The 26,108-nt window shown below is 38.3% G+C and carries 26 protein-coding genes and 1 riboswitch; of the genes, 3 read left to right on the top strand and 23 right to left on the bottom strand.

Annotated elements, in window-relative coordinates; translation table 11 throughout:
* Positions 1–17: 17 nt before the first annotated feature.
* The 3 genes from MKX72_RS10740 to MKX72_RS10730 form a co-directional block, all read right to left on the bottom strand.
* Positions 18–1,352 (bottom strand): sodium-dependent transporter, encoded by a 1,335-nt coding sequence (locus MKX72_RS10740; protein ID WP_155008154.1) that lies wholly within the window; start codon positions 1,350–1,352, stop codon positions 18–20.
* Positions 1,353–1,528: 176 nt separating this feature from the next.
* Entirely contained in the window at positions 1,529–1,711 is a 183-nt protein-coding gene (locus MKX72_RS10735; RefSeq protein WP_013056847.1) for a hypothetical protein, read from the bottom strand.
* A 301-nt stretch (positions 1,712–2,012) separates the two neighbouring features.
* On the bottom strand, positions 2,013–2,759 hold the full coding sequence (locus tag MKX72_RS10730) for a TspO/MBR family protein (protein WP_033578849.1): 747 nt from the start codon (positions 2,757–2,759) through the stop codon (positions 2,013–2,015).
* Between the two features lie 226 nt (positions 2,760–2,985).
* Positions 2,986–3,084, top strand: a riboswitch (TPP riboswitch).
* Positions 3,085–3,179: 95 nt separating this feature from the next.
* Here MKX72_RS10730 and tenA point away from each other — a divergent pair.
* Positions 3,180–3,869 carry a thiaminase II gene (gene tenA / locus MKX72_RS10725; RefSeq protein WP_028413521.1) on the top strand — a complete coding sequence of 230 codons (690 nt, stop codon included), beginning with the start codon at positions 3,180–3,182 and terminating at the stop codon, positions 3,867–3,869.
* Positions 3,870–3,896: 27 nt separating this feature from the next.
* Here the strand turns inward: tenA and MKX72_RS10720 are convergent, their stop codons facing one another.
* From MKX72_RS10720 to MKX72_RS10710, 3 genes are read right to left on the bottom strand one after another with little or no spacing between them, the layout of a single operon-like run.
* Entirely contained in the window at positions 3,897–5,297 is a 1,401-nt protein-coding gene (locus MKX72_RS10720; RefSeq protein WP_047751068.1) for an aldehyde dehydrogenase, read from the bottom strand.
* A gap of 13 nt (positions 5,298–5,310) precedes the next feature.
* Positions 5,311–5,613 (bottom strand): ArsR/SmtB family transcription factor, encoded by a 303-nt coding sequence (locus MKX72_RS10715; protein WP_033578848.1) that lies wholly within the window; start codon positions 5,611–5,613, stop codon positions 5,311–5,313.
* A 12-nt stretch (positions 5,614–5,625) separates the two neighbouring features.
* Positions 5,626–6,405: an SDR family NAD(P)-dependent oxidoreductase gene (locus MKX72_RS10710; RefSeq protein WP_154988900.1), complete on the bottom strand. Its 780-nt coding sequence runs from the start codon at positions 6,403–6,405 to the stop codon at positions 5,626–5,628.
* Between the two features lie 308 nt (positions 6,406–6,713).
* On the opposite strand from MKX72_RS10710, the gene MKX72_RS10705 reads away from it, so the two are divergent.
* Positions 6,714–7,946: a helix-turn-helix domain-containing protein gene (locus MKX72_RS10705; RefSeq protein ID WP_028413525.1), complete on the top strand. Its 1,233-nt coding sequence runs from the start codon at positions 6,714–6,716 to the stop codon at positions 7,944–7,946.
* Between the two features lie 74 nt (positions 7,947–8,020).
* Here the strand turns inward: MKX72_RS10705 and MKX72_RS10700 are convergent, their stop codons facing one another.
* The 9 genes from MKX72_RS10700 to MKX72_RS10660 all read right to left on the bottom strand — a co-directional run bounded on the left by MKX72_RS10700 (position 8,021) and on the right by MKX72_RS10660 (position 17,129).
* Entirely contained in the window at positions 8,021–9,508 is a 1,488-nt protein-coding gene (locus MKX72_RS10700; RefSeq protein WP_155008155.1) for an FAD-dependent oxidoreductase, read from the bottom strand.
* 116 nt (positions 9,509–9,624) lie between these two features.
* Entirely contained in the window at positions 9,625–10,215 is a 591-nt protein-coding gene (locus MKX72_RS10695; RefSeq protein WP_028413527.1) for a superoxide dismutase family protein, read from the bottom strand.
* Positions 10,216–10,403: 188 nt separating this feature from the next.
* The gene (locus MKX72_RS10690; RefSeq protein ID WP_154988903.1) at positions 10,404–10,889 is read right to left on the bottom strand and encodes a YusW family protein; all 486 of its coding nucleotides are present in this window, start codon (positions 10,887–10,889) and stop codon (positions 10,404–10,406) included.
* Between the two features lie 116 nt (positions 10,890–11,005).
* Positions 11,006–12,388, bottom strand: a complete 1,383-nt coding sequence (locus tag MKX72_RS10685; RefSeq protein ID WP_028413529.1) for an aspartate kinase — start codon at positions 12,386–12,388, stop codon at positions 11,006–11,008.
* A 195-nt stretch (positions 12,389–12,583) separates the two neighbouring features.
* Entirely contained in the window at positions 12,584–14,455 is a 1,872-nt protein-coding gene (locus MKX72_RS10680) for a PTS fructose transporter subunit IIABC (protein WP_028413530.1), read from the bottom strand.
* Positions 14,456–14,467: 12 nt separating this feature from the next.
* Complete coding sequence (gene pfkB / locus MKX72_RS10675; RefSeq protein WP_028413531.1) at positions 14,468–15,382, bottom strand: 1-phosphofructokinase; 915 nt, start codon at positions 15,380–15,382, stop codon at positions 14,468–14,470.
* Positions 15,379–16,131: a DeoR/GlpR family DNA-binding transcription regulator gene (locus tag MKX72_RS10670; protein WP_028413532.1), complete on the bottom strand. Its 753-nt coding sequence runs from the start codon at positions 16,129–16,131 to the stop codon at positions 15,379–15,381. The genes pfkB and MKX72_RS10670 overlap by 4 nt, the downstream gene beginning before the upstream one ends.
* Before the next feature lie 382 nt (positions 16,132–16,513).
* Positions 16,514–16,654 carry a hypothetical protein gene (locus MKX72_RS10665; protein ID WP_013056833.1) on the bottom strand — a complete coding sequence of 47 codons (141 nt, stop codon included), beginning with the start codon at positions 16,652–16,654 and terminating at the stop codon, positions 16,514–16,516.
* A 121-nt stretch (positions 16,655–16,775) separates the two neighbouring features.
* Entirely contained in the window at positions 16,776–17,129 is a 354-nt protein-coding gene (locus tag MKX72_RS10660; RefSeq protein WP_033578844.1) for a YolD-like family protein, read from the bottom strand.
* Positions 17,130–17,377: 248 nt separating this feature from the next.
* On the opposite strand from MKX72_RS10660, the gene MKX72_RS10655 reads away from it, so the two are divergent.
* Positions 17,378–18,217, top strand: coding sequence for a YitT family protein (locus tag MKX72_RS10655; RefSeq protein WP_028413534.1), 840 nt, complete (start codon positions 17,378–17,380; stop codon positions 18,215–18,217).
* A 150-nt stretch (positions 18,218–18,367) separates the two neighbouring features.
* On the opposite strand, the gene MKX72_RS10650 is transcribed toward MKX72_RS10655, so the two are convergent.
* The 8 genes from MKX72_RS10650 to MKX72_RS10615 all read right to left on the bottom strand — a co-directional run bounded on the left by MKX72_RS10650 (position 18,368) and on the right by MKX72_RS10615 (position 26,108).
* Positions 18,368–19,363, bottom strand: coding sequence for a ketoacyl-ACP synthase III (locus MKX72_RS10650; RefSeq protein WP_034265711.1), 996 nt, complete (start codon positions 19,361–19,363; stop codon positions 18,368–18,370).
* A 108-nt stretch (positions 19,364–19,471) separates the two neighbouring features.
* A complete protein-coding gene (locus MKX72_RS10645) occupies positions 19,472–20,545 on the bottom strand; it encodes a sulfate/molybdate ABC transporter ATP-binding protein (RefSeq protein ID WP_033578842.1) in 1,074 nt (357 codons plus the stop codon).
* A 19-nt stretch (positions 20,546–20,564) separates the two neighbouring features.
* Positions 20,565–21,431, bottom strand: a complete 867-nt coding sequence (cysW, locus tag MKX72_RS10640) for a sulfate ABC transporter permease subunit CysW (protein WP_034265709.1) — start codon at positions 21,429–21,431, stop codon at positions 20,565–20,567.
* Between the two features lie 12 nt (positions 21,432–21,443).
* Positions 21,444–22,280 (bottom strand): sulfate ABC transporter permease subunit CysT, encoded by an 837-nt coding sequence (gene cysT / locus MKX72_RS10635; RefSeq protein WP_033578840.1) that lies wholly within the window; start codon positions 22,278–22,280, stop codon positions 21,444–21,446.
* Positions 22,281–22,374: 94 nt separating this feature from the next.
* Positions 22,375–23,439, bottom strand: coding sequence for a sulfate ABC transporter substrate-binding protein (locus tag MKX72_RS10630; protein ID WP_028413544.1), 1,065 nt, complete (start codon positions 23,437–23,439; stop codon positions 22,375–22,377).
* A gap of 252 nt (positions 23,440–23,691) precedes the next feature.
* Complete coding sequence (locus tag MKX72_RS10625) at positions 23,692–23,844, bottom strand: Fur-regulated basic protein FbpA (RefSeq protein ID WP_013056825.1); 153 nt, start codon at positions 23,842–23,844, stop codon at positions 23,692–23,694.
* Positions 23,845–24,191: 347 nt separating this feature from the next.
* Positions 24,192–24,356 (bottom strand): YezD family protein, encoded by a 165-nt coding sequence (locus MKX72_RS10620; protein ID WP_013056824.1) that lies wholly within the window; start codon positions 24,354–24,356, stop codon positions 24,192–24,194.
* Between the two features lie 372 nt (positions 24,357–24,728).
* A complete protein-coding gene (locus tag MKX72_RS10615; protein ID WP_033578839.1) occupies positions 24,729–26,108 on the bottom strand; it encodes a sensor histidine kinase in 1,380 nt (459 codons plus the stop codon).

The raw sequence follows: 26,108 nt of genomic DNA, 5'->3' as shown, positions 1-26,108 counted from the left end.
TCAGATGAGTGCTTTTTTTAATATGCAACAAGTAAGCTTAACAGAACAGCTATAATAATAATAGGTAATACATATTTAACTAGAAAGAACCATGCGTTGAATAATTTAGCGCCTTTTGTACTTCCTGAAATAAACTCTTCATACACGGCTTCTTTTTTCATTTTAAATGTCACAAAAATTGCAATGGCTAAACTTCCAAGAGGCAGCATTAAATTGCTCACAAAAAAGTCAGCTACGTCAAATATACTTCTGCCAAAAAGTGAGACATGTTTTAGTACACCAAACGAAAGCGCTGACGGGATACCTACTACAAACACAAGAATCCCTGCTAAAGAAGCGTAGCGAGTTCGTTTTGTCTGATCGTCTTTGGTTAAAGCAGCTACGATAATTTCCAGCAGTGAAAAAGCAGACGTAAGCGTAGCAAATAGAAATAAAATTAAAAACAGTGCTAAAAAGACGGTGCCAAACGGCATTTTCTCAAATACTGTTGGCAAGACCACAAACAAAAGTCCAGGTCCTTCGGTTGGCTTTAATCCGAATGAAAAAACAGCTGGAAAAATAGCCAAGCCTGCAAGCAGCGAAACAAACAAGTTCAAAATAGCAATGGTGCCAGCTGAACGCGTCAAGCTTACTTTTTTCCCTAAATAAGAGCTATATGTCACCATGCAGGATAATCCTACGCAAAGCGAGAAAAACGACTGACCGAGCGCATAGAGAACAGATGACCCTGTAATGGCTGAAAAATCCGGTTTTAAAAAGAACTTTACTCCGTCCATAGCTCCGTCTAATGTTAAAGAGCGAACCACGATAATGATAAAACAGATAAATAACAGCGGCATCATGTATTTATTAGCACGCTCTATTCCTTTTTGTACGCCTTTTGAAATAACAAACACTGTAATTAATAAAAACAGCGCCTGTGCACCTAATACTACATAAGGTTGGCTAATGACGGCATTGAACAACGCGCCGTACTCTTTTCCGCTTAGCATACCGGTTACACTCATAATCGTATATAAAATCACCCAGCCGCCAACGACGCTGTAAAAGGAAAGCAAAACGACACAGCTTAGTACTCCCAGCCTGCCAATCCATACCCAAGCGGATTTTGGAGCAATTGCCTTATAAGCACTAATCGCTTCTTTTCCCGTATGTCTTCCAATGATAAATTCTGCCAACAGAAGCGGCAATCCCATAAAAATTGTAAATAAAATAAACAACGCAAAAAATGCTCCACCGCCACTGGTTCCGGTTACGTATGGAAATTTCCATATCGCTCCTAGACCAATTGCTGCCCCAGCAGATGCTAAAATAAAACCGAGGCGTGAAGACCACTGATTTCCTTTACTCATATAATGTTACTCTCTCCTCTTCTAAACTCAAAACTCACCTGATTAGTACTGTACCATAAATGCAGAAGAAAATCATTCCCGTTTTACTTTTTTCTATAAAACGATATCTATATAGAATAGAAAAAATGAAGAAGCAGCTGCCTCTTCATTTTGAGTTTGATGTTTCTATTCAAAAATTATTCTCTGTACGATGATTCGTCTCCACGGTAGGCTTCTTGATTTGATATTTCTTCAATATGCATATGCCCTTCTCTCTCTAAACGAAGAACCGTACGCTCTGCATCTTCATAACTCTCGCACGTCACTTGTTTATATTCCATATCGTCTTTATCTGTGTAAGCCACTAAATATGTTTCCATTTTAACTCCTCCTATATAAACTATATGTAACGTATGTTGCCTTTTTCGTTTATTTCTAAACATATAGGCTCCAAACATAAAGCCTAGCATACTATAATAGCGGAACTTCAATTTAAAAAGTTGAATTTTTCATTATGCACCGATGCAACATGGAGGTTACGCTTATGACATTTATTTTATCATTCGTACCAATTGTTGTTCCTTTTGGTATTTTAATTAGCTTAATTGCTTTTACAGCTGCTTTTTTACAATCAAAAGAGCATCATAAAAAGCTCTAGCTTACAAAAGCTAGAGCTTCTTTTTAAAAACGTCTATAGCGTTTAATCAGTCCCACAATAATAGCAATTGCTAATAAAACAATCGAGATGATAACAGTAATGACAATTGGCTGATTTCCACTTTGTTTCACCGCAATGGCAATATAAGCCCAAATAAAAACAAGCGGATAAACAGCGTCTCGGTTTTTTAATGTAAACATAATGCCCAGCGCAGCCCCTACCAGCAGCATAATAATCGTCCATGCTAATTCATTTAGGCCAAGCAAGTGCTGTATTCCATTTGCTTGAAATACGACAAATACATTAACAATAGTCGCAACAGAAATCCATCCAAGATAAAGCGAAATCGGCAGACGCATAAACCATGTCGTCATCCGAGAATGCTGAATAATGGAATATACAATCATTAATGTGCCTAAAATAAAGAGCATAACTAAAAGGGATAACTTATAGTAATCGTTTTGGAAAATAAAGATCCACGCACTATTTAACAAACAGTTTAGAAAAAACCAAATGCCTATACGTGCATATATTTCTTTTTGATCTTCTCTTGCAAAAAATTGGCGTATAACCCAAATGGTTAATAACAAATAAATAACGCCCCAGATAGCAAAGGCATAACCGGCTGGTGTAAACAACGTAGGAACTTGCGCAGAAGCCTCTGCCGTTGTTTTGCCTCCTATTGGAATCGCATTTGCTAAATAATTCACAAGAAGTGTAATAGCCAAGCCTACTGCATTTAATACAGCATACAAACGAAATTTTGCCATTTTGTTCTCTCCTTTCTTCTATTTATATGGGAATGTTTCGGAGACGAAAACGGCTCTTCCCTTCATTAATACCTCTTCTTCCCTAAAAATATGCATTTTTAAACAAAAATGATTAAAAATAGCTTCAAGAAGCTACCTCTTTAAGAGATAAAAACCGTTAGGGAACAATTTTCCATAACGCTTTCTATTTTTCAGAATATATGGTAAGTTAAACATAGACTAATAGGAAGTCCACTAGGGGTGCCGACCGGCTGAGACAAGTTTTCTTGATCCCTTTGAACCTGATCTGGCTCATACCAGCGTAGGAAAGTGGCAATGTTCAGTTTTGTACTGTCCTTTGCCACTCCGTTTATAAACGGAGTGTTTTTTATTTCCTTTATGTGCTTGTTTGTGACTTCCTCATATTAAAGGAGGATTTTGATGTCATTTTCATCTCAATTAAGACAAGAAGCAAACTATATTTACGAAGCCATTTTTAACCACCCTTTTATTAAAGGAATTGCTGAAGGAGACGTGCCAAAAGAGGCGCTTATTCACTACGTTTCTCAAGACTACGAATACTTAACAGCATTTGTCCGCATTTACGGCGCTGCTTTAACAAAATGCCGCACGCGTACCGAAATGGAAGCCTTTAATGCCGGCATTTCTACGGTATTACATAGTGAAGTACACCCTCATAATAATTTTTGTGAAGTAGCAGGCGTACGCTATGAAGACCTCCACACTGAGGCTCTTTCACCAACGGCCAGCCACTACATTAACCATATGACAAGCGTTGCGCATACAGGCAGCTTAGCGGAAATCATTGCCGTGCTTCTTCCATGTCCGTGGACGTACGTTGAAATTGGCCAGCGCATTACAGAACAAGTAAATCCATCTCCTTCTCATCCTTTTTATGAATGGATTCAGTTTTATAATAATGAAGAAATGAATGGCACAACACAATGGTTTTGTAACAAGCTTGATGAACTCGCCGAACAAGCGACTGAAGAAGAACGTAATCGTATGAAAGATCACTTTATCAAAAGCTGTGAGCTGGAGTATTTATTTTGGGAAATGGCGTATACACAAGAAAAATGGCCGCTTTCTCAGCTTTCACTTTCAAAATAACGAAAAAGCCTCCTATCAGGAGGCTTTTTATTTCAATAATTTTTTAATCATTTTCAAGTTTTGTTTCTCTGAAGGATAGCGGAATGACAAATCAAACTTCGTTGTTTGAGACAGCATGCTTTTAAAATGAGAAAATGTCTGAAAGCTGTCTTTTCCATGATATTGGCCCGTACCGCTTTCTCCAACTCCGCCAAAGGGTAAATATGGCGTAGCGATATGCATAAGCGTATCATTTATACAGCCTCCTCCAAATGAAAGACGCTCCGTTATGACATTTTGTACATTTGCACTTTCCGTAAACAAGTAAAGAGCTAACGGCTTAGCTTTTTCTTGAACTTTATGAATAACTTCGTCTAGCGTTTCGTATTCAATCATAGGAAGAATAGGCCCAAAAATTTCTTCTTGCATAACGTCTGATGTCCAGCTTACTTCACTTAACACCGTAGGTTCTATTGTGAGCGTACTTTTATTATACCCGCCTCCAACTATAGCGTTTCCGTCTTTTAAAAACTCAACTAGCCGAATAAAATGGCGCTCACTGACAATACGGCCGTAGCGCTCACTTTCAAGCGGATTACTACCGTAAAATTGATAAATCGCTTCGCGAAGTTTCTCCACTAGCTGCGCTTTTACCTTTTTATGCACGAGCAAATAATCGGGAGCAACGCACGTTTGGCCTGCATTCATTCCTTTGCCAAACATAATTCGCTTCGCTGCAAGATCTAGGTTTGCATCTTCATGTACAATGCACGGACTTTTTCCTCCTAGCTCCAGCGTGACGGGAATAAGCTGCTTCCCTGCTTCTTGCATAATAATTTTCCCTACATTTACACTTCCCGTAAAGAAAATATAATCGTGGGGCTGTTTTAAAAGCAGGCTCGTCGTGTCTACAGCGCCTTCAATCACCGTCACAAATGCGGGATCAAAAGCCTCAGCTAGTAATTCTTGTATAACCCGAGATACGCTAGGCGTTAATTCAGAAGGCTTTATAATCGCCGTGTTTCCAGCGGCAATCGCTCCTACTAAAGGAGACAGCGCTAATTGAAACGGATAATTCCACGGAGCAATAATTAACGCGACTCCATACGGTTCAGGCACAATTTTCCCTTTAGAGCCCACGTGTGTTAAAGCGGTTTTTACTTTTTTAGGCTTCATCCATTTTGCTAAATGCTTAAGCGTAAACCGAATTTCCTCTAGTAAAATCCCAATTTCCGACGTGTACGCCTCTACTTCAGATTTATTCAAGTCTTGTTTTAAAGCATCCATAATTCTCTGCTCGTTTTGTTTTACTGCGTCTCTGAGCTTATTCAGCGCTTGAATGCGGCTGCTGATGCTCTTTGTCTTTTGTGCATAGAAATACTGCTTTTGTGTAGAGACAATATGTTCAATGACCGTTTCATCTGTGATATAGAATTGCTCGTGGTTCATCTCTTTCATCTCCCTATAAACATTCAGCTTCAACTGTAGCAAGCAAGCTTTTTAATAGCTCAACTGCCTCGTTTAAAGCCAATGAATAATATCTCTGCGTTCCTTTTTGCTCAATTTGCACAAGCTTTTGATCACGTAAAATTTTTAAATGATGAGAAATTGCCGGTCGTGATAAAGTAGACTCGTTTGCAATTTCATTAACGGTTAAAGGCTCTTTTTCCGCGAGCAGCAAAATAATATCTTGTCTTGCTGAATCACTTAGAGCCTGAAAAATAGGAATGCTGGCACGAAATAACTCCACTGCTTTTTCACTCATAAATATTCTCCTTTATTTAATTTCTTGTGTTCTGCGGACAACGGATGAAAGCCACTTTCTTGGTACAAAGCGCGGGATGAAGGTGGCGAGACGAAACTGTACTCCTGGTACGATAACCGTCTGCCCTTTCATAAATTTTTTATAGCCCGCTTTAGCAACTGCTTCTACATCCATTGCACCGCTTTGAAAAAGCTTGGAATTGCTCAGCTGAGCCCGGTCGCTAAAACCCGTTTTAGTTGGACCCGGGCATAGAGCACTTACCGTTACATTGGTACCTCTTAATTCATTTTCAAGGGCCTCTGTGAAAGATAATACGTACGCTTTTGTTGCGTAATACACCGTCATAAGCGGACCCGGCATAAATGCAGCAACGGACGCAATGTTTAAAATTTTCCCGTGATTTCTTTTGACCATATCGGGTAAAAATAATTTTGTTAAATGAGTTAATGCTCGGATATTTAAGTCAATCATGTTTAACTCTTCATCTAAAGCTGTTTCAATAAATTTACCGTATAGTCCAAAACCTGCATTGTTCACTAAATAATCAACGTGCATTTCTTTATTTTTAAGTTCTTCATACAGTGACTGTATCTCTTCTTCTCTTGATAAATCCTTTAAAACCGTTATTACGTCAATATTATAAGTAGATTTTAAATTCTCTCTAATCGCTGTTAGTTTATCAGCACTTCTGGCAACTAAAATTAAAGAATGGCCATCCTTTGCGAATTGATAAGCTAACTCTTTACCTATTCCTCCGGACGCACCGGTGATGAGCGCATAATGCTGTGACATAGTGTTCACTCCTTATGTTTATATGTTCAAGAACTTAAACATTTAAACTTATCTTATAGGATTCATTTTTTCCCGTCAACTGTTTTCTATACTCTCCTTTTCTTTTATGTTTTCCATTTTTGCCATTTGCGCATTTCTGTACATTTTTTTACAAAATATGCGTTTTCTTTACATAGAAGGCTAATGTCGTCTAGTTTTGACAACCTTTGTCACCTAGCAGGAAAACAAGTGAAGATATGGTGAATACAACATACAACAAATAATCCATTACATAGTTGGATGAAAATAGATAAGGGAGGAAATGAAAAATGATGGAGACGTATACAATTAAAAAAGTAAGTGATCAATTAGAGGTAGAAAAGAAAACGTTAAAACAATGGGAAAAATTATTGGGCAGCTATTTAACAATTGAACGAGTAGATGGGGCCCGTGTCTATACAGAGGAACAAATTGAATTATTTAATGATATTAAACAGCTGTTTGATGAACAATGTACGTTAGATGAAGTCAAAGAATATGTTCAGCTGCTAATAAAGGAACAAGAAGAGCAGGAGCATTTAGTGATGGAATCAGAGGCAGCGGTTTCAAAAGAAGAAGAACCAGCAAAGTTGAAAACTGCTAAAAAAGAAAACGTCATTGATTTTCAAGAACACTCCAATAAACAAATGAAGCAAGAAAAGAAAAAAGCTGCTGAAAAGCAGGAAAGCATTTCAGAGAATAAGCAAGAGAAGACCCCTCCTATACCTGAAGCACGATTAGCTACTGAAGAAGAAAAGCAGGCTATTTCTGCTTCTATTGAAGAACCAAAACCAAACGACCTTGTCGTGAATGAAAAAGAGCTGCTTCAAGGGGAACTAGTAGAAGCTGTTCGCCGCTATGAAGATGTGTTTGAAGTACTTGATACGTTTAAAGCTGATTTGTTAAAAGAAATGCGAGAAGGAATGCGAAATGAAGTTCGGGAAGAAATTGTCGGAGAAGTAAAAAAAGAGCTTGAAAAAAGTGCTACTCAAACTGTAGAAATGGTGGAGTCGGTCGGGGCATATATCTCTGAGTCTTCAGAACGCAGCGCAAGAGATGTAGAAAATATGTCTAAAAAAATTATCCGTTCTAACGAAAAATCGTTTGATGAAGTCACTTCTTTGATTGAAGATTATTCAACAATTGCGGAAGAAAAAACAGAGGATATGCGCCTGTTCATGAAAGATGTCATGGAGAATGCGGATGAATCCTCTAAAGAAATGCAGTATTTATTAGACCGATTCTCAAGCAATTCTACCGTTGCAATGAATCAAGTAAAATTTATGGTTGAAAAATTAAATAATTCTTCAACTAATACGACAGAAGAGCTTCGTGATTTAATTGATTCGATGAATGAAGAACGAGTCTATTATTTGAAAGAAATGGAGAAAGAGCGTAAGCTTCATCGTCAAAGCGTAGCTGAACGCGAAGAAATGTTTAGTGATTTTGTCCAAACCTTTAGACAAACCGCCGCTGCTGATATGAAGCGAAAACGGAAGTGGTGGAAGCTGTTTCTCTCCTGAAAACACCGGCCCTATGGTAATAGGGCCGGTGTTTTTTGATGGTATAAGCACTAGTAGTTTGTCTGTACGAAACGTTAAGGTAACCTATGCTGATGAGACGTTATACTTTGAAAAGCATGATAGCCGCTTACCGATACGCCTATAGTTCCCGCTCCCGGAAACACTGTATCTCCGCACAGCCACAGCCCTTGTAAGCCAGATCGATGCGAAATGCTGTTGAACAAAGCATGATCTAACGTTTGCGGAAAGCCTCCCACTCCGCCGTTTGGGCGAGAAGTGAACCTTTCCCATGCTTTAGGAGCTCCTGAAATTTGATGCTCTGCTTCTTCAATGTTAGGAATGATGGTTTTAATTCCTGCTATCATTTTTTTCTCAAGAACTTGTTTTTGAACATCATAGGTTTCCTTGTTACTCCACTTGCTAAGCTCAATGTGAGTAGATGCTGTAATTGTACGTTTGCCTTGAGGCGCACGAAAACGATCGTCAGGATGAGACACGGAGATAAATAAATGATTTCCTTCCGTCATCTCGCCTTGTTCGGATTGAAGCACTTGCTGAAACAACTCTACCTTCTGCGGAAGATCTCTTTCATCAATCGCAACATACATCGAAAACGTTCCCCACTGCGGAAGCTCGCTTTTTTCTTTGGCCCTCTTATGGATATGTTGGTAATCTTCATCATGCAGTAAAGACTTTAAACTTTGAATTGGCGCGTTGCATACAACGTCTGAAGCGCGGTAGCGGTTACCTCTATGATCATGCACGATCCACTCGTCGTTATCACGCTCTATCTTTACTACTTTCCTTCCTAGAGTCGTTTTTCCTCCGTTGGCTTTAATAGATTTTTGCAGGGCTTCTGCGACTTTGTATAAGCCACCGTTCACATAGAAAGCTCCTTCGTGATAAATATCCAACGCTAGACATCCGATAAGCATTGAACAGTTCTCACTCGTTGTCTGCATGCTGTCTATTAATTGACCATCAATAAAATGAATAAAGTCCGTTTCGTCTAGCAACCTGTGTTTTTTTAGTAAATGACTAAACGATTGATGAAAATAAGGTAATAACTTCACAGACCCAAGATTTAACGAACTTACCAGCCGACTCCACTCACCGATGGTGAGAGGAGGAAGAACCGGCAGCGGCCGCATGAGCTTGCGAATTTCTTTTGCAACTCTAAAAATACTTTCATAGAAGCTCCTAATATTCTTCGCTTTATGAGGAAATTGTTTTTGAAGATACGAAATATGCTGATACCGGTCTTGATAATAAATTAGTGTACGATGTGGAAGATGAACTTTCATGATTTTCTCAAGAGAAATCTTTTCAATTTCTAGGCCCAGGTATGTGCTGATTCGCTCATGTATCCCTCCGCGCTCAAATCCCATTCCAAGCGTCGCTCCGACAGGAAATGTATAGAGATGGCGCTGGAATTTCCCGGCACAGCCTCCCCACTCTCGAGAAGCTTCTAAAACCGTCACTTCATAGCCATGTTTAGCTAAAAGCGCTCCCGCTGTTAACCCACCTATTCCTCCACCTATTACAACAACTTGCTTATGCATGTTTTCACCTTCTTTAACTCTTTCTTCTATTGTGCAAAAAAAAGAAGCTCACCGCAATTTAGAAGCGGCTCGTTACGGCAATAAAAAAGCTGTGAATGATCTCACAGCTTTTTGGCTTATTTCGTAATCACTCCACAAACAATTCGATCTCCTGAGTTTCCTGAAGGATCTGTTGTGTAATCGTCTACTTTATCATGTATCACTAATGCCGACCCATCCATATCTATAAGAGAATTCGGCTTTCCTTCTTGCAACGTCACAAGAGAAGCAAAAATTTCGGTATCTACTTTTCCATTTGGCGCAACTTCTAAGTTGGGCAAGTCACCCGCATGCGGGCCTTTTGTATTTTTAAAGCCGTGTTCACGTTTAAAAGGATTGAAATGGGCCCCTGCTGTTTTGAAATCCGGCACCTCACATTTTCCTATTTCATGAATATGAAATCCATGTCTCCCGGGTGAAAGACCTTGAGCAGTTAATTTAATTTGCACACCGTTCTTTGCTTCTGTCAGCGTAGCCTCTCCTACTTTTTTGCCTGACGTATTCGTTAAATCTACTTTAACAGGTCCTACCGATACCTCGCTCGTTTCTTTCGCTTCCTCGGTTTTCAGGTGGTTTTCATGAGCGTTATTTTGCTCTTTTACCATGCTGCATGCTCCTAACAATAACAGAACAAAGACTACGCATCCGTTCATTATCAACTTTTGCATCCGTGATTCCTCCTTTTGCTTATTTATCACCATCCTTTCACTATTTTCCTTTTTTTAGACATCAAAAATAAGATTGAGACATACGTTCACCTTACCAAAGAAAAAATCCGAACGAGTTGGATTCTTAATGAAGAACCTCAATTCATCGTTCGGATTTTCCTTCAACTAAAATACTTTGTTTTAACGTCTTACTTTTGTTTAAAGTTGTATTCTTTTTCCGTTCCGTTTGAAAAACGAACTTCTAATTCAAACGACTGAAAATCTTTTTTTAGGCCAAACGCATCGATTACTTCCTTTTTTACATCTTCATCGGGGGTGCGCTGATCAAAATTTAACTTTTTAAATGTTGAAGATAATTTATTAAACGCTTTGTCTCCGTTCAAGTGCTCATCGTTAATATTATCATCCACTTTGGCTTCTATCTCATCGTTTTCATTTTCATAGTCGGCTTCATAATCATTATTAAGCCCCTTGTAGTCTACTTCTAAATCAAATTTTGAAAAGTTAAAAGATGTGTTTTCACTTTGATTATCATAGCTCATCGGCGTTCCGCCATTTGTCAAGCCTTGTTTATTTTGAGCTTCTCTTGCGGGTGCCGCATCATCATTGTGGCATGCTGAAAGTACGCTCATACCTATAAGGGAAAAGAATATGAAAAAGGGTCTTTTCTTCACTGTGTTTCCTCCTTTGACTTCACTCTTCCTTCCCTTTATGTCCACAAATTCAATTTATATACGCCTTCACTAGAAAACCCCGCTCTCTAAAAAGAAAGCGGGGTTTTTCGTCTTGTTTATTTTACATTAGAATAAGAAATACTGTACATGCTGTTAAAATACGTATTATAAAGAGCTTGAACAGCACGGTCTAAAGCGTCTGCTTTCACACCAAACATCATGCTTACCTCAGAAGAACCTTGGTTAATCATTTCAAGATTCACTTCAGCACGAGCAAAAGCTTCTGTAGCTTTCGCAGCAATTCCTACTGTGCTATTCATTCCCTCTCCTACTACCATAACCATAGCAAGATCACGTTCAATAAAGATTTCATCTACTTCAAGTTCTTTTTCAATTCGAGCAAATACGCGTTTTTCCACATCTGGCGTAAGCTGATGCTCGCGCATGATGACAGAGATATTATCAATTCCTGAAGGAGTATGTTCGTATGAAATACCTTCATCTTCTAAAATTTCAAGCAATCTTCTGCCAAAACCAATTTCACGGTTTAATAAGTATTTGCTCACATGAATATTGCAAAAACCTTTGTCCCCAGCGATTCCAACTACTGGCGTATCGCCGTGAGGGCGCTCAGCTACAATGAATGTACCTTTTGCTTCAGGATTATTTGTATTCTTTACACATACAGGAATGCCTAGTTTATAAACCGGCTCTAGCGCTTCATCATGGAAGACAGAAAAACCTGCATAGGATAGTTCACGCATTTCTCTGTATGTGACTTCTTTCATTTCATGAGGCTTTTCCACAAGTCTTGGATCTACGCTGTAAATAGCATCTACGTCAGTAAAGTTTTCATACAAGTCAGCTTTTACTCCTGCTGCTACAATTGAACCTGTAATATCTGACCCACCGCGCGAGAACGTAACCATGTTCCCTTCTTCAGAGTAGCCAAAAAATCCTGGAATCACCAAAATGCCCGAACGCTCTCTTAGCTGCGGCAGTTTTTCATAAGACAGTGGAAGCACTCTTGCTCTTCCTGGTTCATCAGAAACAAAAATACCTGCTTCTTTTGGATTTACATAATGAGCTTCAAACCCTAAATGGTTTAAATAAGCAGCCATTACCTTTGCGTTATTATCTTCTCCACTTGCTTTGAGACAATCTAATAAGCGAAACGGATCGTTTTTATGTAAATCAATAAGTGATTGTAAATTCGCAATAATATCAGTAATAATCGTTTCTGGCATAGACAAGTCAACCACGATTTCACGATAGCGATCGATTACTTGCCCAAACTCATCGACGTAATCTTCTCCAAGCTGTATTTTGGCAGAAAGTGCGATTAACAAATCTGTCATTTTTGTATCTTCTCCGTATCGCTTGCCCGGAGCTGATACAACTACCAGCTTTCTCTCTTTATCAGACGTTACAATATGCGCAACCTGTTTAAATTTCTCTGCGCTTGCAACTGAACTCCCGCCAAACTTCGCAACCTTCATGTTTGAGACACTTCCTTACTTTGTTTTTAATATTCGATTATTGTACCATATTTTATCAAGTAGAAAAGCTTATCTATCTAACTTTTCTAAAAATTAAAGGAATACTACCGTAATTGTACTCTCATAAAGAACAAATGTCTACCACAAAAACACAAAAAGACTGATTTTACATGATGTAAAATCAGTCTTTATTTGTTATTCTGCTTTTGGTTTTTTTAATACACCTACAAGGACCGCTGTCACAATGGCACCAATTAAAATTGCTAGTGCATATAAAAGAGGATTTCCTTGTACAATTCCGATAACGAATACACCGCCGTGTGGTGCTGGTAAACCGATGTGGAACATCATTGTTAAAGCACCTGCTACTGCAGCACCGATAACCGATGCGGGAATAACACGGCCTGGGTCAGCTGCTGCGAATGGAATCGCACCTTCTGTGATAAATGAAAGACCCATTACATAACACGTTTTACCTGTTTCACGCTCTTGGCGAGTAAATTTGTTTTTGAACAAAGTTGTCGCAATAGCCATACCTAGTGGCGGAACCATACCGCCTGCCATAATCGCTGCGTGTGGAGCATAGTTTCCAGCATCAATCATTGCGATACCAAATGTAAAGGCTGCCTTATTAATAGGACCACCCATATCAATAGCCATCATACCGCCTAAGATAATACCTAATAATACTAAGTTACCCGTGCCAAATCCACTTAACCAGTGCGTTAACCCTTTGTTAATTGCACTAACTGGCTCATTTACAACATAAAGCATAATCAATCCTGAGATAAAAATCCCAAATAGCGGATAAAGAAGAACTGGCTTAATTCCATCAAGAGCTTGCGGCAGGACGCTGAACAATTTCTTTAATCCCACTACTACATAACCCGCTAAGAAACCAGCGATTAAACCACCTAAGAAACCGCCTCCCCCAGAAGCTGCTAAAAGACCTGCAACCATACCAGGAGCTAAACCAGGACGATCAGCAATACTCATTGCAATGAACCCTGCTAGTACCGGTACTAGTAAAAAGAATGCATTATCTCCGCCAATTGTTTTTAGCGCCGCTGCAAACGCATTGTACGTTGGATCTTTCGGTTCTGCTGAGTGAATACCAAACATAAATGAAATGGCGATTAAGATCCCGCCCCCTACAACAAACGGAAGCATTGCTGATACACCGCTCATTAGGTGTTTGTAAAACCCTGTACGCTCTGATCCTTTACTTTCTCCGCCTTCTTTGCTGCCACCGCCGCCGCTGTATACAGGAGCGTCTCCTTTTAACGCGCGGTTAATTAATTCTTCGGGCTTACGAATTCCTTCAGCTACTGGAACTTGAATAACTTTTTTACCTGCAAAACGTTCCATTTCTACTTGCTTGTCCGCTGCAACAATAATAGCGGTAGCGTTTTCAATTTCTTCCTTCGTCAACGCGTTTTTAACACCGCTGGAACCATTTGTTTCAACTTTGAGCGTCACGTTCATGTCTTTCGCTTTTGCTTTTAGGCTATCCGCTGCCATATACGTGTGGGCAATTCCCGTTGGACAAGCCGTTACAGCAAGCACTAATTGATCTGAAGCTGTATCCACTTCTTCTTCCGGCGCTTCATTTTCAGTTTCTTTATCATCAATTGCTTTAATGACTTCATCAATTGATGATGCTGTTAGCAACGTTTTTCGGAACGATTCGTCCATTAATAACGTAGACAAACGAGATAATGTTTCTAAGTGAGCATTATTCGCGCCTTCACTCGCTGCAATCATGAAGAATAAATGTGCAGGCTGTCCGTCTAATGATTCATAATCAATACCTTCTGTTGAGCGTCCAAATGCAATGGCCGGTGTTTTTACCGAGCTTGTTTTTGCATGCGGAATGGCAATGCCTTCCCCAATTCCCGTTGTACTTTGAGATTCACGATTTAAAATTGCTTCTTTATAGCCAGCTCGGTCGCTTAAGCGACCAGCTTCGTCTAATTTTCCAACTAACTCATCAATAACATCAGCTTTTGACGTGCTTTTTAAATCAAGAATGATTGTATCTTTTTTTAATAGTTCTGTAATTCTCATTCTCGGTTCCCCCTACTCTACCTTTGTGATTGACACTTGTTCACGAAGCGTCTTTACATCTTCTGCTGTACATAATTCAAGTGAGAATGCTGTGGCACTTCCTGAAGCAACTCCTGTTTGAAAGGCTTCTAATAAATCCCCTTGCTTTACATAAGAAGCAATAAATCCAGCTACAAGTGAATCGCCAGCTCCAACAGAATTTTTCACTGTTCCTTTAGGGACTGTGGCACTGTAGACACCGCTTTCGTTAATAAGAAGTGCTCCATCGCCTGCCATGGATACAACGACGTTTTGCGCTCCTTGTTCCACAAGCTTTTTACCGTATACTAGCGCATCTTCTGCACTGTTTACTTCTACATCAAACAATTCTGCAAGTTCATGATGATTTGGTTTGATAAAAAACGGCTTGTGAGACACGACGTCTAGCAAGGTTTTTCCACTTGCATCTACTACTACTTTTACTCCGTTCGCTGCTGCTAGTTCCGTTAACGTTTCATACACAGAACTTGGAAGCGTTTTCGGTATACTTCCTGCTAATACGAAGATATCGCCTTCAGTCATTTGCTTTACTTGAGTCAATAAAGACTGAAGCGCTTCGTCTGTAATAGCAGGTCCTTGACCGTTAATTTCTGTTTCTTTTTCCGTTTTTAACTTTACGTTAATGCGGGTATCTCCATCAACTCTTGTAAAAGCTGTTTCAATATTCTCCGCTTTTAAGTAGTCTTCGATATAGGTTCCTGTAAAGCCGGCTACAAAACCGAGAGCTTTATTATCAACATCTAATCGCTTTAAAACGCGAGAGACGTTAATGCCTTTCCCTCCTGGAAACTTGGCTTCATTCGTTGTGCGGTTAAGTCCGCCTTCTTCGAATGCTGAAACATGTACTACGTAATCAACGGATGGGTTCAACGTACATGTATAAATCATGATTTCACAACCTTTATGTCTGTTTTGTTTGCATACTGTATAAGTACATCACTAGGTACGTCATTTGTTATAATTTTTGCTTCATGTAAATCGGCTATTTTCGCAAAACTTGTTTCAAAAAACTTAGTAGAATCTGATAAAATATAAGATTCTCTAGAAAGCTTCATTGCCGTTTGCTTGATCAATGCTTCTTCTGGATCAGGAGTTGTATATCCATATTGATGATGAATCCCATTCGCTCCCATAAAGCACTTATCAAAACGATACTGCTCAAGACTTAAAAGAGCTCCATTGCCAATTAAAGCGCCCGTTTTATGTTTAACAGATCCTCCAATTAAATAGAGGGTGATACCTTGTTCTAACATCGGGTTTAAATGCATTAAACCATTTGTCACGACAACTACATCTTTTTGCTTCAAAAAAGGAATCATTTCATACGTTGTAGTTCCTGCATCTAAAAAAATACAGTCACCTTCATTTATAATGGAAGCCGCATACTCTGCAATGTTTCGTTTATCTTGAATATTTTTAGCAGATTTTTCGATAACGCTCAGTTCGATTCGTTTACTGCGAATAAGCGAAGCGCCACCGTGAACACGTTTGAGCATTTGCTCTTCTTCTAGTTGACTTAAGTCTCTTCTAATTGTGGATTCCGAAGCGCCTGTAACTTCGATAAACTCTTGCACTTTTACAAGTTCTTTCTCTTTTAAAAGTTTTAAGATTAGTTGATGTCTCTCCGGCGTTAACATGTTCTAGCTCCTTTTTCAAAAAAGCGTTTTCATTTATTTCATGTACTTACTTTATCACGGTTTACATTCAAAATCAATCATAAAAAATCAAAAACATTCATTTTTTTAATTACAAAATAAAGTTTTTTGAACGAACAATTAGATTTGCATTTGTTTTGATAATAGTTTATACAAAAGGAAATAAGTTGGTAATTCAAGAATTTGTCTACTTTTCTCATTATATGTAAAGGTTTTCTTACAACTAATTAGCTATGACTGTTTTTGACTATTTCTTGACCGATTTAATTTCTCTTGACTGAATTATGTTTAGCTTGTCCTGTTTTAATGAGAGCCTATACATCAAAAAAGTTGTCCACCTTTTTGGACAACTCAAAGTGACCCATCATTTAAATAAAAACAGAAGCATATATAATATAGAAGCAAGGGCAGAAGAAATAGCCAAACTTGAGATAAAACGAACGAGTCTTTTCTTAATGAACTGCGTTAATTCAATTTCTCTTACTTGAGTTTTTTCATTTTGCATACAATATCCCTTCTTTAATCAAAATTTCCTAGTAGCTAAAAGTGACTACTCGCAGAATATGCTTTTATGTATTGTATGCAAGCGTTAAAAAAAAGATACAAATTCAACAAAAAAGCTACTCTTAGCTAGAGTAGCTTTCATCTTTCCATACATCTGCTTCAATTACTGCATCCGCTCGAATCGAATATGTATAACAAGGCCCTGTCACCATCAGCGTATTCGACTGCAGAGAAACTTTATCGATTGTCACTCGTTCATATCTTTGAATATGTCCTGCTTCATAGACGTGAAGGGTTACTGGATGATGCTCCGAGTAACTGTTCATAATGACATTTTCAATATGCTCAATCTTTTCTTTTTTCAACCCTAAAGACTGCTTATGCGCCTCGGGACTGTACATTTTCTTCATTTTCTCTAAATGCTCAGGCATTACTAACTTCGCATACTGTTTTAATTCATCTTGATACACGTTCATTCTCCCCCTTGACTCTTGCTTCTATTTTACCGAACGAACATTCTCATTGCAAAACTTTTTAATCAAAATAAAAGCAAACAATTCATTTTTTCATACTCCATAAAAACTGTCAAAAGATTTTATGTTGATAGCAGAAATTGATTTTTTAAAAAATAATAATATCCCATCTTTAATTCAGCCTCTAGAGTTGGTATAATACATTGTCATGACTGTGTTTTCGGAGTTTTTGATGATTGGAGGTAACGTTCATGATCAATAAAATAAAAGAAATTATCCTCATTATTCTAGGAAGCCTCATTTTCGCACTGGCCATTAATTATTTTGCTATTCCAAATGAATTAGCAGAAGGCGGCGTAACCGGTGTAACAATGATTACCTATTATGTACTAGGCTGGTCTCCTGGTATCACAAACTTTATATTAAACGGTTTGCTGGTACTGATCGGATACAAATTGCTTCACAAACGTGTGATTGCTTACACAATTATATGTATTATTTTCACATCTCTATTCCTACATATAACTGAAGGACTGGGAAATCCTCTTGACGATACGCTACTGGGGGCTATTTTTGCTGGTATTTTAGCCGGTGTAGGACTCGGGCTTGTGTTTAGAGGTGGCGGAACTTCCGGAGGCTCGGCAGTTATCGCCCGCTTAGCTAATCAATATCTAGACTGGAATATTAGCAAAACGATGCTAGCAATTGATTTATTAGTTGTAGCAAGCGCCTATTTTGTCATCGGTGGAGAAAAGACGATGTACACGGTTATTTCTCTTTATATCGGAACAAAGGTGCTTGATTATATTATTGAAGGACTCAACCCCCGCAAAGCAATCACTATTATTTCACACCGTTCAGCTGAAGTAGCCGAACAAGTTAACAAAAAGATGCAGCGAGGCGTCACTGTCTTTTCTGCTCATGGAAGCTATACAAAAGAAGCAAAAGACGTATTGTACGTAGTTGTGAACAAACAAGAACTATTAGAGTTAAAGCGCATTATTCATAAAGTCGATGAACAGGCTTTTGTGGTTGTCCACGATGTGCGAGACGTCTTTGGAGTAGGTTTTACTATTCCAAAGGCCAGCTAAAAACCCGCTGTAAAAAAGCGGGTTTTTTCTATTATATATGTTTGCGCTGGAAATACAGTAAACCTGCTGTTATAAAAAGAAAAAACTTTCTTGTAACGATAATAAAAAAGCGCTTCAATGAAAGCCTAAAAAACTAAAAGGCGATGCCTTTTAGCTTTTTTCTTTACACGTCCATTTAATTAACAAACCGCAATGCGTTAATCCTCCTCCAAACCCATAGAGAATAAGAAGGTCATTATCCCGTACTTTTCCTGTCATTATTCCTTCGTTCAAGGCAAGTGGAATAGAAGCTGAAGATGTATTTCCGCAGTATTGTACACTCGTTAACGTTTTATCCATTGAAACACCTGTTTTAGCACAAATAGCTTCAATCATCCGAAGGTTTGCACTGTGCGGAATAAACCAATTTACATCAGAAAGAGAAATGGAAGTACCCTTTAACAATGCTTCTACTCCTTTTGGAATCGTTCGGACAGCAAAGCGGTATACTTCACGCCCATTTTGAACTAAATTTCCGCTCGCGTTAATTTCTTTTCCTGAAAGAGTATCAGATAAATTAGAACGATATAAATTCACCCCTCCGCTTCCGTCCGTTCCGTAGTTACATCCTAAGAAACTTGGATTATGCTCATCGTATTCTACAAGCATAGCTCCCGCTCCGTCACCGAACAGCACGCAGGTAGCCCGGTCCTTATAATCTGTAATTTTCGACATGACTTCAGCACCAATAACTAAAATCTTTTTATGCAATCCCGACGTCACTAAGCCGTTCGCCACGTGAAGTCCATATGTAAAACCGGCGCATGCGGCACTTAAATCAAATGCAGCAGCTTGATTAATATGAAAGTAATCTTGAACCTGACATGCTACGCTAGGAAAAAAGTGATCGGGCGTTGTTGTCGAAACAATAATTGCATCTACATCTTCTATTTCTACAGCATATCGGTTGAGCAAATTTTCAACTGCTCGAATGGCAAGCGTAGACGTGTATTCGCCTTCACCAGCAATTCGCCGTTCTTTCATTCCCGTGCGCTGTACAATCCATTCGTCACTTGTATCAACCATTTCTTTTAAATGGTCGTTCGTTAATTTTTGCTTTGGTGTATATATCCCCATTCCTGTGATTCTAGCTTTTGATTGCATCATTTCTCCACCTCAAATCAGTTGATACTTAATTATAACACCTACTTTTAATATCTGGTACTAATTTATTAATAGATAAAAAGCGCAAAGGTATACCCTTCACGCTTTTTATCAAATAGAATAATCTTCTGGAATAAATACTTTTAGCTGCTTAGGCTTTACATACACCTGCTCTCCTACTTGAAGGCTGAGTGTTTTATAATGCTCTTTGCTTAATTCAGCTTCTAAAAATTCTTCTGCATCTTCTCTTTTTAATTCAATTTGCACGATAGGTCCTATCACATGAATATGGCTAACGGTTGCAGAAACGGCATCTGCGCTTGTTTTTACTTTTTCAAGGTGAATATCATGAGGTCGCACATATCCAACAGCTGCTTCTTCATTTCTTCCGCTAAATTCTGGAACATCCATTTCAAAGCTTCCCTGTTTTAGCCTGCCTTTATGAATGCGACCCTTAAATAAATTGACGTTTCCTAAAAAATCGTACACAAATGGACTGTTAGGATGATCATATACTTCCTCAGGACTTCCAATCTGCTCAATTTTCCCGTTGTTCATCACAACAATACGATCAGCTACATCTAAAGCTTCTTCTTGATCATGCGTAACGAATATACTCGTAATATGAAAGTCATTATGCAATTTACGCAGCCATCTGCGTAAATCTTTACGAACTTTCGCATCCAAAGCGCCAAAAGGTTCATCTAATAGCAGTACTTTCGGTTCCACTGCTAACGCTCGAGCAAGCGCTACTCGCTGGCGCTGTCCTCCCGATAATTGAGAAGGATAGCGATTTGCAAGCGGCTCTAGTTTCACAAGCTGCAGCAGCTCGGTTACTTTCTTGTTAATGTCCATTTTAGAAGGTCTTGTTTTTTTAGGTCGTACTTTTAAACCATACGCAATGTTATCAAACACAGTCATATGCCTGAACAAAGCATAGTGTTGAAAAACAAACCCTACATTCCGCTCTTTTGGATTTACGTGCGTAATTTCCTTTCCATCAAATAAAATAGCTCCTTGGTCAAGATGTTCAAGACCGGCAATGATGCGAAGCAAAGATGTTTTTCCAGAACCGGACGGACCGAGTAAAGCTACTAATTCACCCGTTTGAATATCAATGTTAATAGAATCCAGCGCTTTAAAATCACCAAAGTTCTTTGATACGTGCTTAATATGGATACTCATCTCATAAGCTCCTTCCTTTTTAAATATGTTTGGCTTTCCACTCAATAATATTTTTTACAATTAATGTAAATATAGCTAAAACTGACATTAAAGATGCTACCGCAAACGCTGCTGCAAATTGATATTCATTGTAGAGAATTTCAATATGAAGAGGCATCGTATTTGTCATTCCTCGAATGTGCCCCGACACAACGGAAACAGCTCCAAACTCTCCAATCGCCCTCGCATTACATAAAATGATTCCATATAATAAGCCCCATTTAATATTAGGTAATGTCACTAGAAAAAAAGTTTTGAAACCGCTGGCTCCTAACGTTAACGATGCCTCTTCTTCGGCTGACCCTTGAGCTTGCATGAGTGGAATCAATTCTTTGGCAACAAACGGAAGCGTTACAAAAAGGGTAGCTAATATAATACCGGGAATAGCAAAGACAATTTTGATGTCGTGATTAAACAGCCATTCTCCGAACAACCCTTGTGCACCAAATAATAAAATAAAAATCAATCCAGCAATAACAGGCGAAACGGCAAATGGTAAATCAATAAGCGTAATTAAAATATTCTTTCCTTTAAAATCAAACTTCGTAATTAACCATGCAGCTACCACGCCAAAAACGGCATTTAACGGAACGGTAATCAGCACAACGATTAACGTTAGTTTAACAGCAGCCAGGGCATCTGGATTTGTAATCGCAGCGAGATATGTTTCCCACCCTTTTTGAAAGGCTGTTATAAAAATCGTGATAAGCGGAAGCACTAAGAATAGAGCTAAAAAAGCCAGTGCAATAAATGTAAGCAGCCATCGGACGACTTTGGGCTCTTTTAAACTAGAATGAGTGATTTCAACAGTCGTTTTTGCGTGCTGCATTGGAACATGTCCTGCCAATGTCATCCCTCCTTAACTATGTATAAATTTACGATTTGTCCACCATTGAATAATATTAATAAGTAATAACAGAAAAAATGATACAACGAGCATGACTGATGCAATAGCAGTAGCTCCCGCATAATCGTACTGCTCGAGTTTTGTCATAATAATAAGCGGCGTAATTTCAGTTTTCATCGGCATATTTCCAGCAATAAAAACAACGGACCCATATTCTCCAAGCGCTCTTGCGAATGAAAGAGAAAAACCTGTTAAAACAGCCGGCACCAGCTCCGGAAAAATAACTTTTCTGAACGTTTGCATTCGGCTGGCTCCTAAACTAGCAGATGCTTCTTCGATCTCTGCATTAAAGTTTTGCAATACCGGCTGCACCATTCGGACGACAAACGGCAGACCGATAAACGTAAGAGCGATAATAATTCCGATAGGCGTAAATGCGATTTTAAACGTAAATAATTGACCAATCCATCCTTTCGGAACGTAAAGAGTGGTCAAGGCAATGCCGGCAACAGCCGTTGGCAAGGCAAACGGCAAATCCACAAGTCCGTCAATAAACCTCTTTCCAGGAAAATGATACCTCACTAATACCCACGCAATAATGGTTCCAAAAATAACATTAATGATGCCGGCTGCAAATGCTGCTCCAAAACTTAATTTATACGACGCTACTACTCTAGGTTCTGTAACAGTTTTAATAAAGTCGCTCCATCCCATAGATGCCGTATTTAAAAAAATCATAGCTAACGGAAAAAGCACAAGGATACTTGCATAAAACATCGTAAAACCTAAAGAAAGCCCAAATCCAGGTAAGATGCTTTTCTTTTTTTTCTGTCGTTGTAACACGCTCACGTCTTACACCTCTCTCTGCTTTCAAGATACATGTACACGGAAGATACGAATCACCATTCGTATCTTCCTCGTTCTACTTTTTTAATGAATCATATTACTTTGGCTGATAAATCTGATCGAATGTTCCCCCATCATTAAAATGCGTTTCTTGAGCTTTTTTCCAGCCGCCAAAATCTTTAATAGTGACTAGGTTAAGCGAAGGGAATTGATCTTTGTGTTTCTCTAATACTTTTTTATTTCGAGGACGATAGTAGTTTTCCGCTGCGATTTCCTGACCTTTTTCTGTATATAGGTATTTTAAGTATGCTTTTGCTACCTTTGTCGTGCCTTTCTTTTCAGCTACTTTATCTACTACAGCAACAGGTGGCTCTGCTAAAATACTTAATGACGGTGTTACAATTTCAAATTTATCTTTTCCTAGCTCATTTAACGATAAGTAAGCTTCGTTTTCCCATGCAATTAACACGTCTCCAATGCCTCGCTCTACAAAGGTAGTGGTAGCTCCGCGTGCGCCTGAGTCTAACACTTCGACATTTCCATAAAGCTTACTCATGAAGTCTTCAATCTTTTTGTTATCGCCGTTATATTTATCCTTCGCATATGCCCATGCAGCTAAATAATTCCAGCGCGCGCCTCCAGAAGTTTTTGGATTTGGCGTAATAACAGATGTACCTTTTTTCGTTAAATCATCCCAATCTTTAATTCCTTTTGGATTTCCTTTACGAACTAAAAAAACAATCGTTGATGTGTATGGTGTAGAATTATGAGCCAATTCTTTTTCCCAGTCTTTGTTTAATAATTGACGAGTTTGAGCGATTTCATCAATATCGTAAGCAAGCGCCAGCGTTACTACATCCGCTTCTAAACCGTCAATAACTGCTCGGCCTTGCTTACCAGAGCCACCGTGTGATTGCTGAATAGTGACGTCTTGCCCTGTTTTATCTTTCCAATAAGACGCAAAGCTCTTATTGAACTCCTGATAAAGCTCACGTGTAGGATCATATGAAACGTTTAAAAGTTCTACTGGTTTTTTTGAATCGTTTTTACTCGCAGAACTATCTTTCCCTGCTGTTTCAGTAGATTTTCCATTGCCGCAACCTGCTAGCACCACGAGCAGTGCTGTCAGCACCATTAAAAACTGAACTGCTTTTTTCTTCATGTTTTACTCCCCTTTTTATAAAAAAATACAAAAAGGCCGCTATCTCTTTAAAAAGAGAAGCAGCCTTCAGTTAGTCTGATCAGCGTATGTGCTCTTAAATTATTCTTATTAAATTTATTCGTAAGAATAAAAAGAAGATACTTTCTGAAAAGACAATTTATTCTTGTTTTTATAATAAACACACTTTACCCATTAGTCAACTAGGTTTTGGATCTTTTTTACACTTATTTTAGTTCTTTTTACGTATTTTCCTTACTTACTGCGTGCCTGATACTCTTTTTCTAAGTCAGAGAGTGTGAGTTCAAAAAGATGATGATTTTCTTTTTTATAAATCCCTTTTTTCAGTAACTCTTCAATGAGGTATTGTTTTCTTTGGCGCACCGCTGCTCGTAATAAATTTTCCATCTTTTCTCCTCCTATTATATTAATTTAAGAATAAAAAAAAGACTCCTAACACAGGTCAGAAGCCTTCGGTAATCCGATCAGCACAGGAATGAAACTGTCAGATCTTCATAATTTTAAAACGTATAAAGCTGCTGCTTTAGTAGCTTTACACTTTTCATCGTCATACTCATACAACCTCTAACTCAATTTTAATTCGAAAAATTCTAAATCTTCGACCGAAAAGAAAGTCAATTCTTCTTCGAATGCGCACGTTTTCTATATTTAATACAGTACTTGCTTGCTCCGCCGTCAAGCGTTCGCTATCTAGACAGGCCCTTCAGTTTCTCTAAATACGTATTGAAATAAGCTTATTTGTGGCTTGCTACTTTGCTTTTAGCTAAAAAGCGGTTTTTTTCCGTGCTGTCCACTTGAGTAATTTGTCCGTCGTGAAGAGTAATTAGTACAGATCCATAGTTGATTTCAGTTAGTAATTTAACAATATAATCTAATTTTTCTTGTGTAATTGAAGCCATTTTATCATTCTCCTATCCATAGATAAATTTATATTTTAGTTGCAGTTGAATAAACAAAGCGAACAACATCTATAAGTACTTGTATAATGTGCAGAAGATAAATACATCGTAATCCTCCCCATATGTTCAGTTGAAGATTGAGATTTTAATGACCACAACCAATGTACAGAAAAGGCCCACACCAGTAGCGAACAAGTATGAGCCTTCGGTTGACCGATCAGCTTCTTTAGCATCCCAATTTTTTCAAAAGATTTATACTATCTATATTATTTACACTTTACCTATATGTCAAGTAGGGATTAAAAAAATAAATAGATATTATTAATTTTTTTTATATCTTTGACCTAATAAAAAAGACTCATCTGCATGAACTTACACAGACGAGTCTTTTTTATTCCTATTTTTTTTGATAGGCAAAGTTACCGTAAAGATGCTTCCTTGTTCTTTTTTGCTTTCAACACGTATTGCGCCCTCATGCAGTCGCACAATTTTTTTTGTAATAGCTAGACCGAGGCCGCTTCCTTTTAACGTTCTGGATTTATCTACTTTATAAAAGCTTTCAAAAATATATTTTTGATCTTCTTCCATAATACCAATTCCATTATCCTTTATTTTCACGTCTATTTCTTCGTTTTTTTGATGAATGGATATTTTCACAAATCCATTTTCAGGCGTATATTTAACAGCATTTGTTACTAAATTTAGCCAAACTTGCTCTAACAAATCTTTATCTGCTTCTATTTGAACATTGGATAAATCAAGGTCAATTTCTATATTCTTTTTTATCCACTGAGGTTCTAAAGCCATGACCACATGCCTGATTTGTTCATCTAACCGGTATTGCTGCAGCATTAGCGTTTGATGTTCAGAGTCAAGAGAAGCAAGCTTTAGCAAATTGGAACTAAGCTGAGATAGTCTTGTACTTTCTTTTTCGATAATCGTTAAATATTGTATCTTTTTATCTTCACTGACGATATCATCTTTAAGTGCCGCTGAAAAACCGCGAATAGAGGTCAGCGGTGATTGAATTTCATGGGAAACGCTAGCAATAAACTCTTGCCTCATCGTTTCTATTTTGTTTAATTCTTTAGTCATTTGATTAAAGTTTTTAGTTAACAGACCAATTTCATCATTCGCTGCGTGCTCGACTTGCACATTGTATTCGCCTTGTCCGACAACTTTCATCGCTGTACTGAGACGCTTAATCGGTTTAATAATAATCGTTGAAACATATGCAAACAATACAATACCTACTAATAAAATCGTAATAAGCTGGATATTTTGAACATCTTGAATAACTGAAAATTGCCGCTGTGGATGAGACTGAATAAATAGAGCATACGACCGTCCATTTTCTTTAAAAGGGAGACCCACTACGTTTGGCTGTGGACGATCACCTTTTTCCTCGTTTAAATTAGAATAACGCTTCCCACCTAATACTTGATCTACTTCTTTCGGTGTAATTGGAATAGGCGGTCCCGGCTGTCCTAATACTTTCTCTTTATGCTGATCATCAATAATAATAAACGAAAAATGAATGAATGATGAATTAGATAAAAACCTTGCAGCTTTATCGGAGTCTTCTGCTCCGTACAAATCGATAAAATCTTCTCCCATCTTCACCATATCCTGACCTAATCGCATTTCGAGCTTCTGCTTGCTAAGAAATGTCGTGACAACAACGGTAATCACAACGCTCAATAAAATTGTAATGATGAACGATAGAACCAGCTTTACATAAATTGATTTCAC

Source organism: Priestia sp. FSL R5-0597, assembly GCF_038006305.1.
GTDB lineage: Bacteria > Bacillota > Bacilli > Bacillales > Bacillaceae_H > Priestia > Priestia zanthoxyli.
The sequence above is the reverse complement of the archived record's forward strand: the minus strand, read 5'-3'. Positions and strand labels throughout refer to the sequence as shown.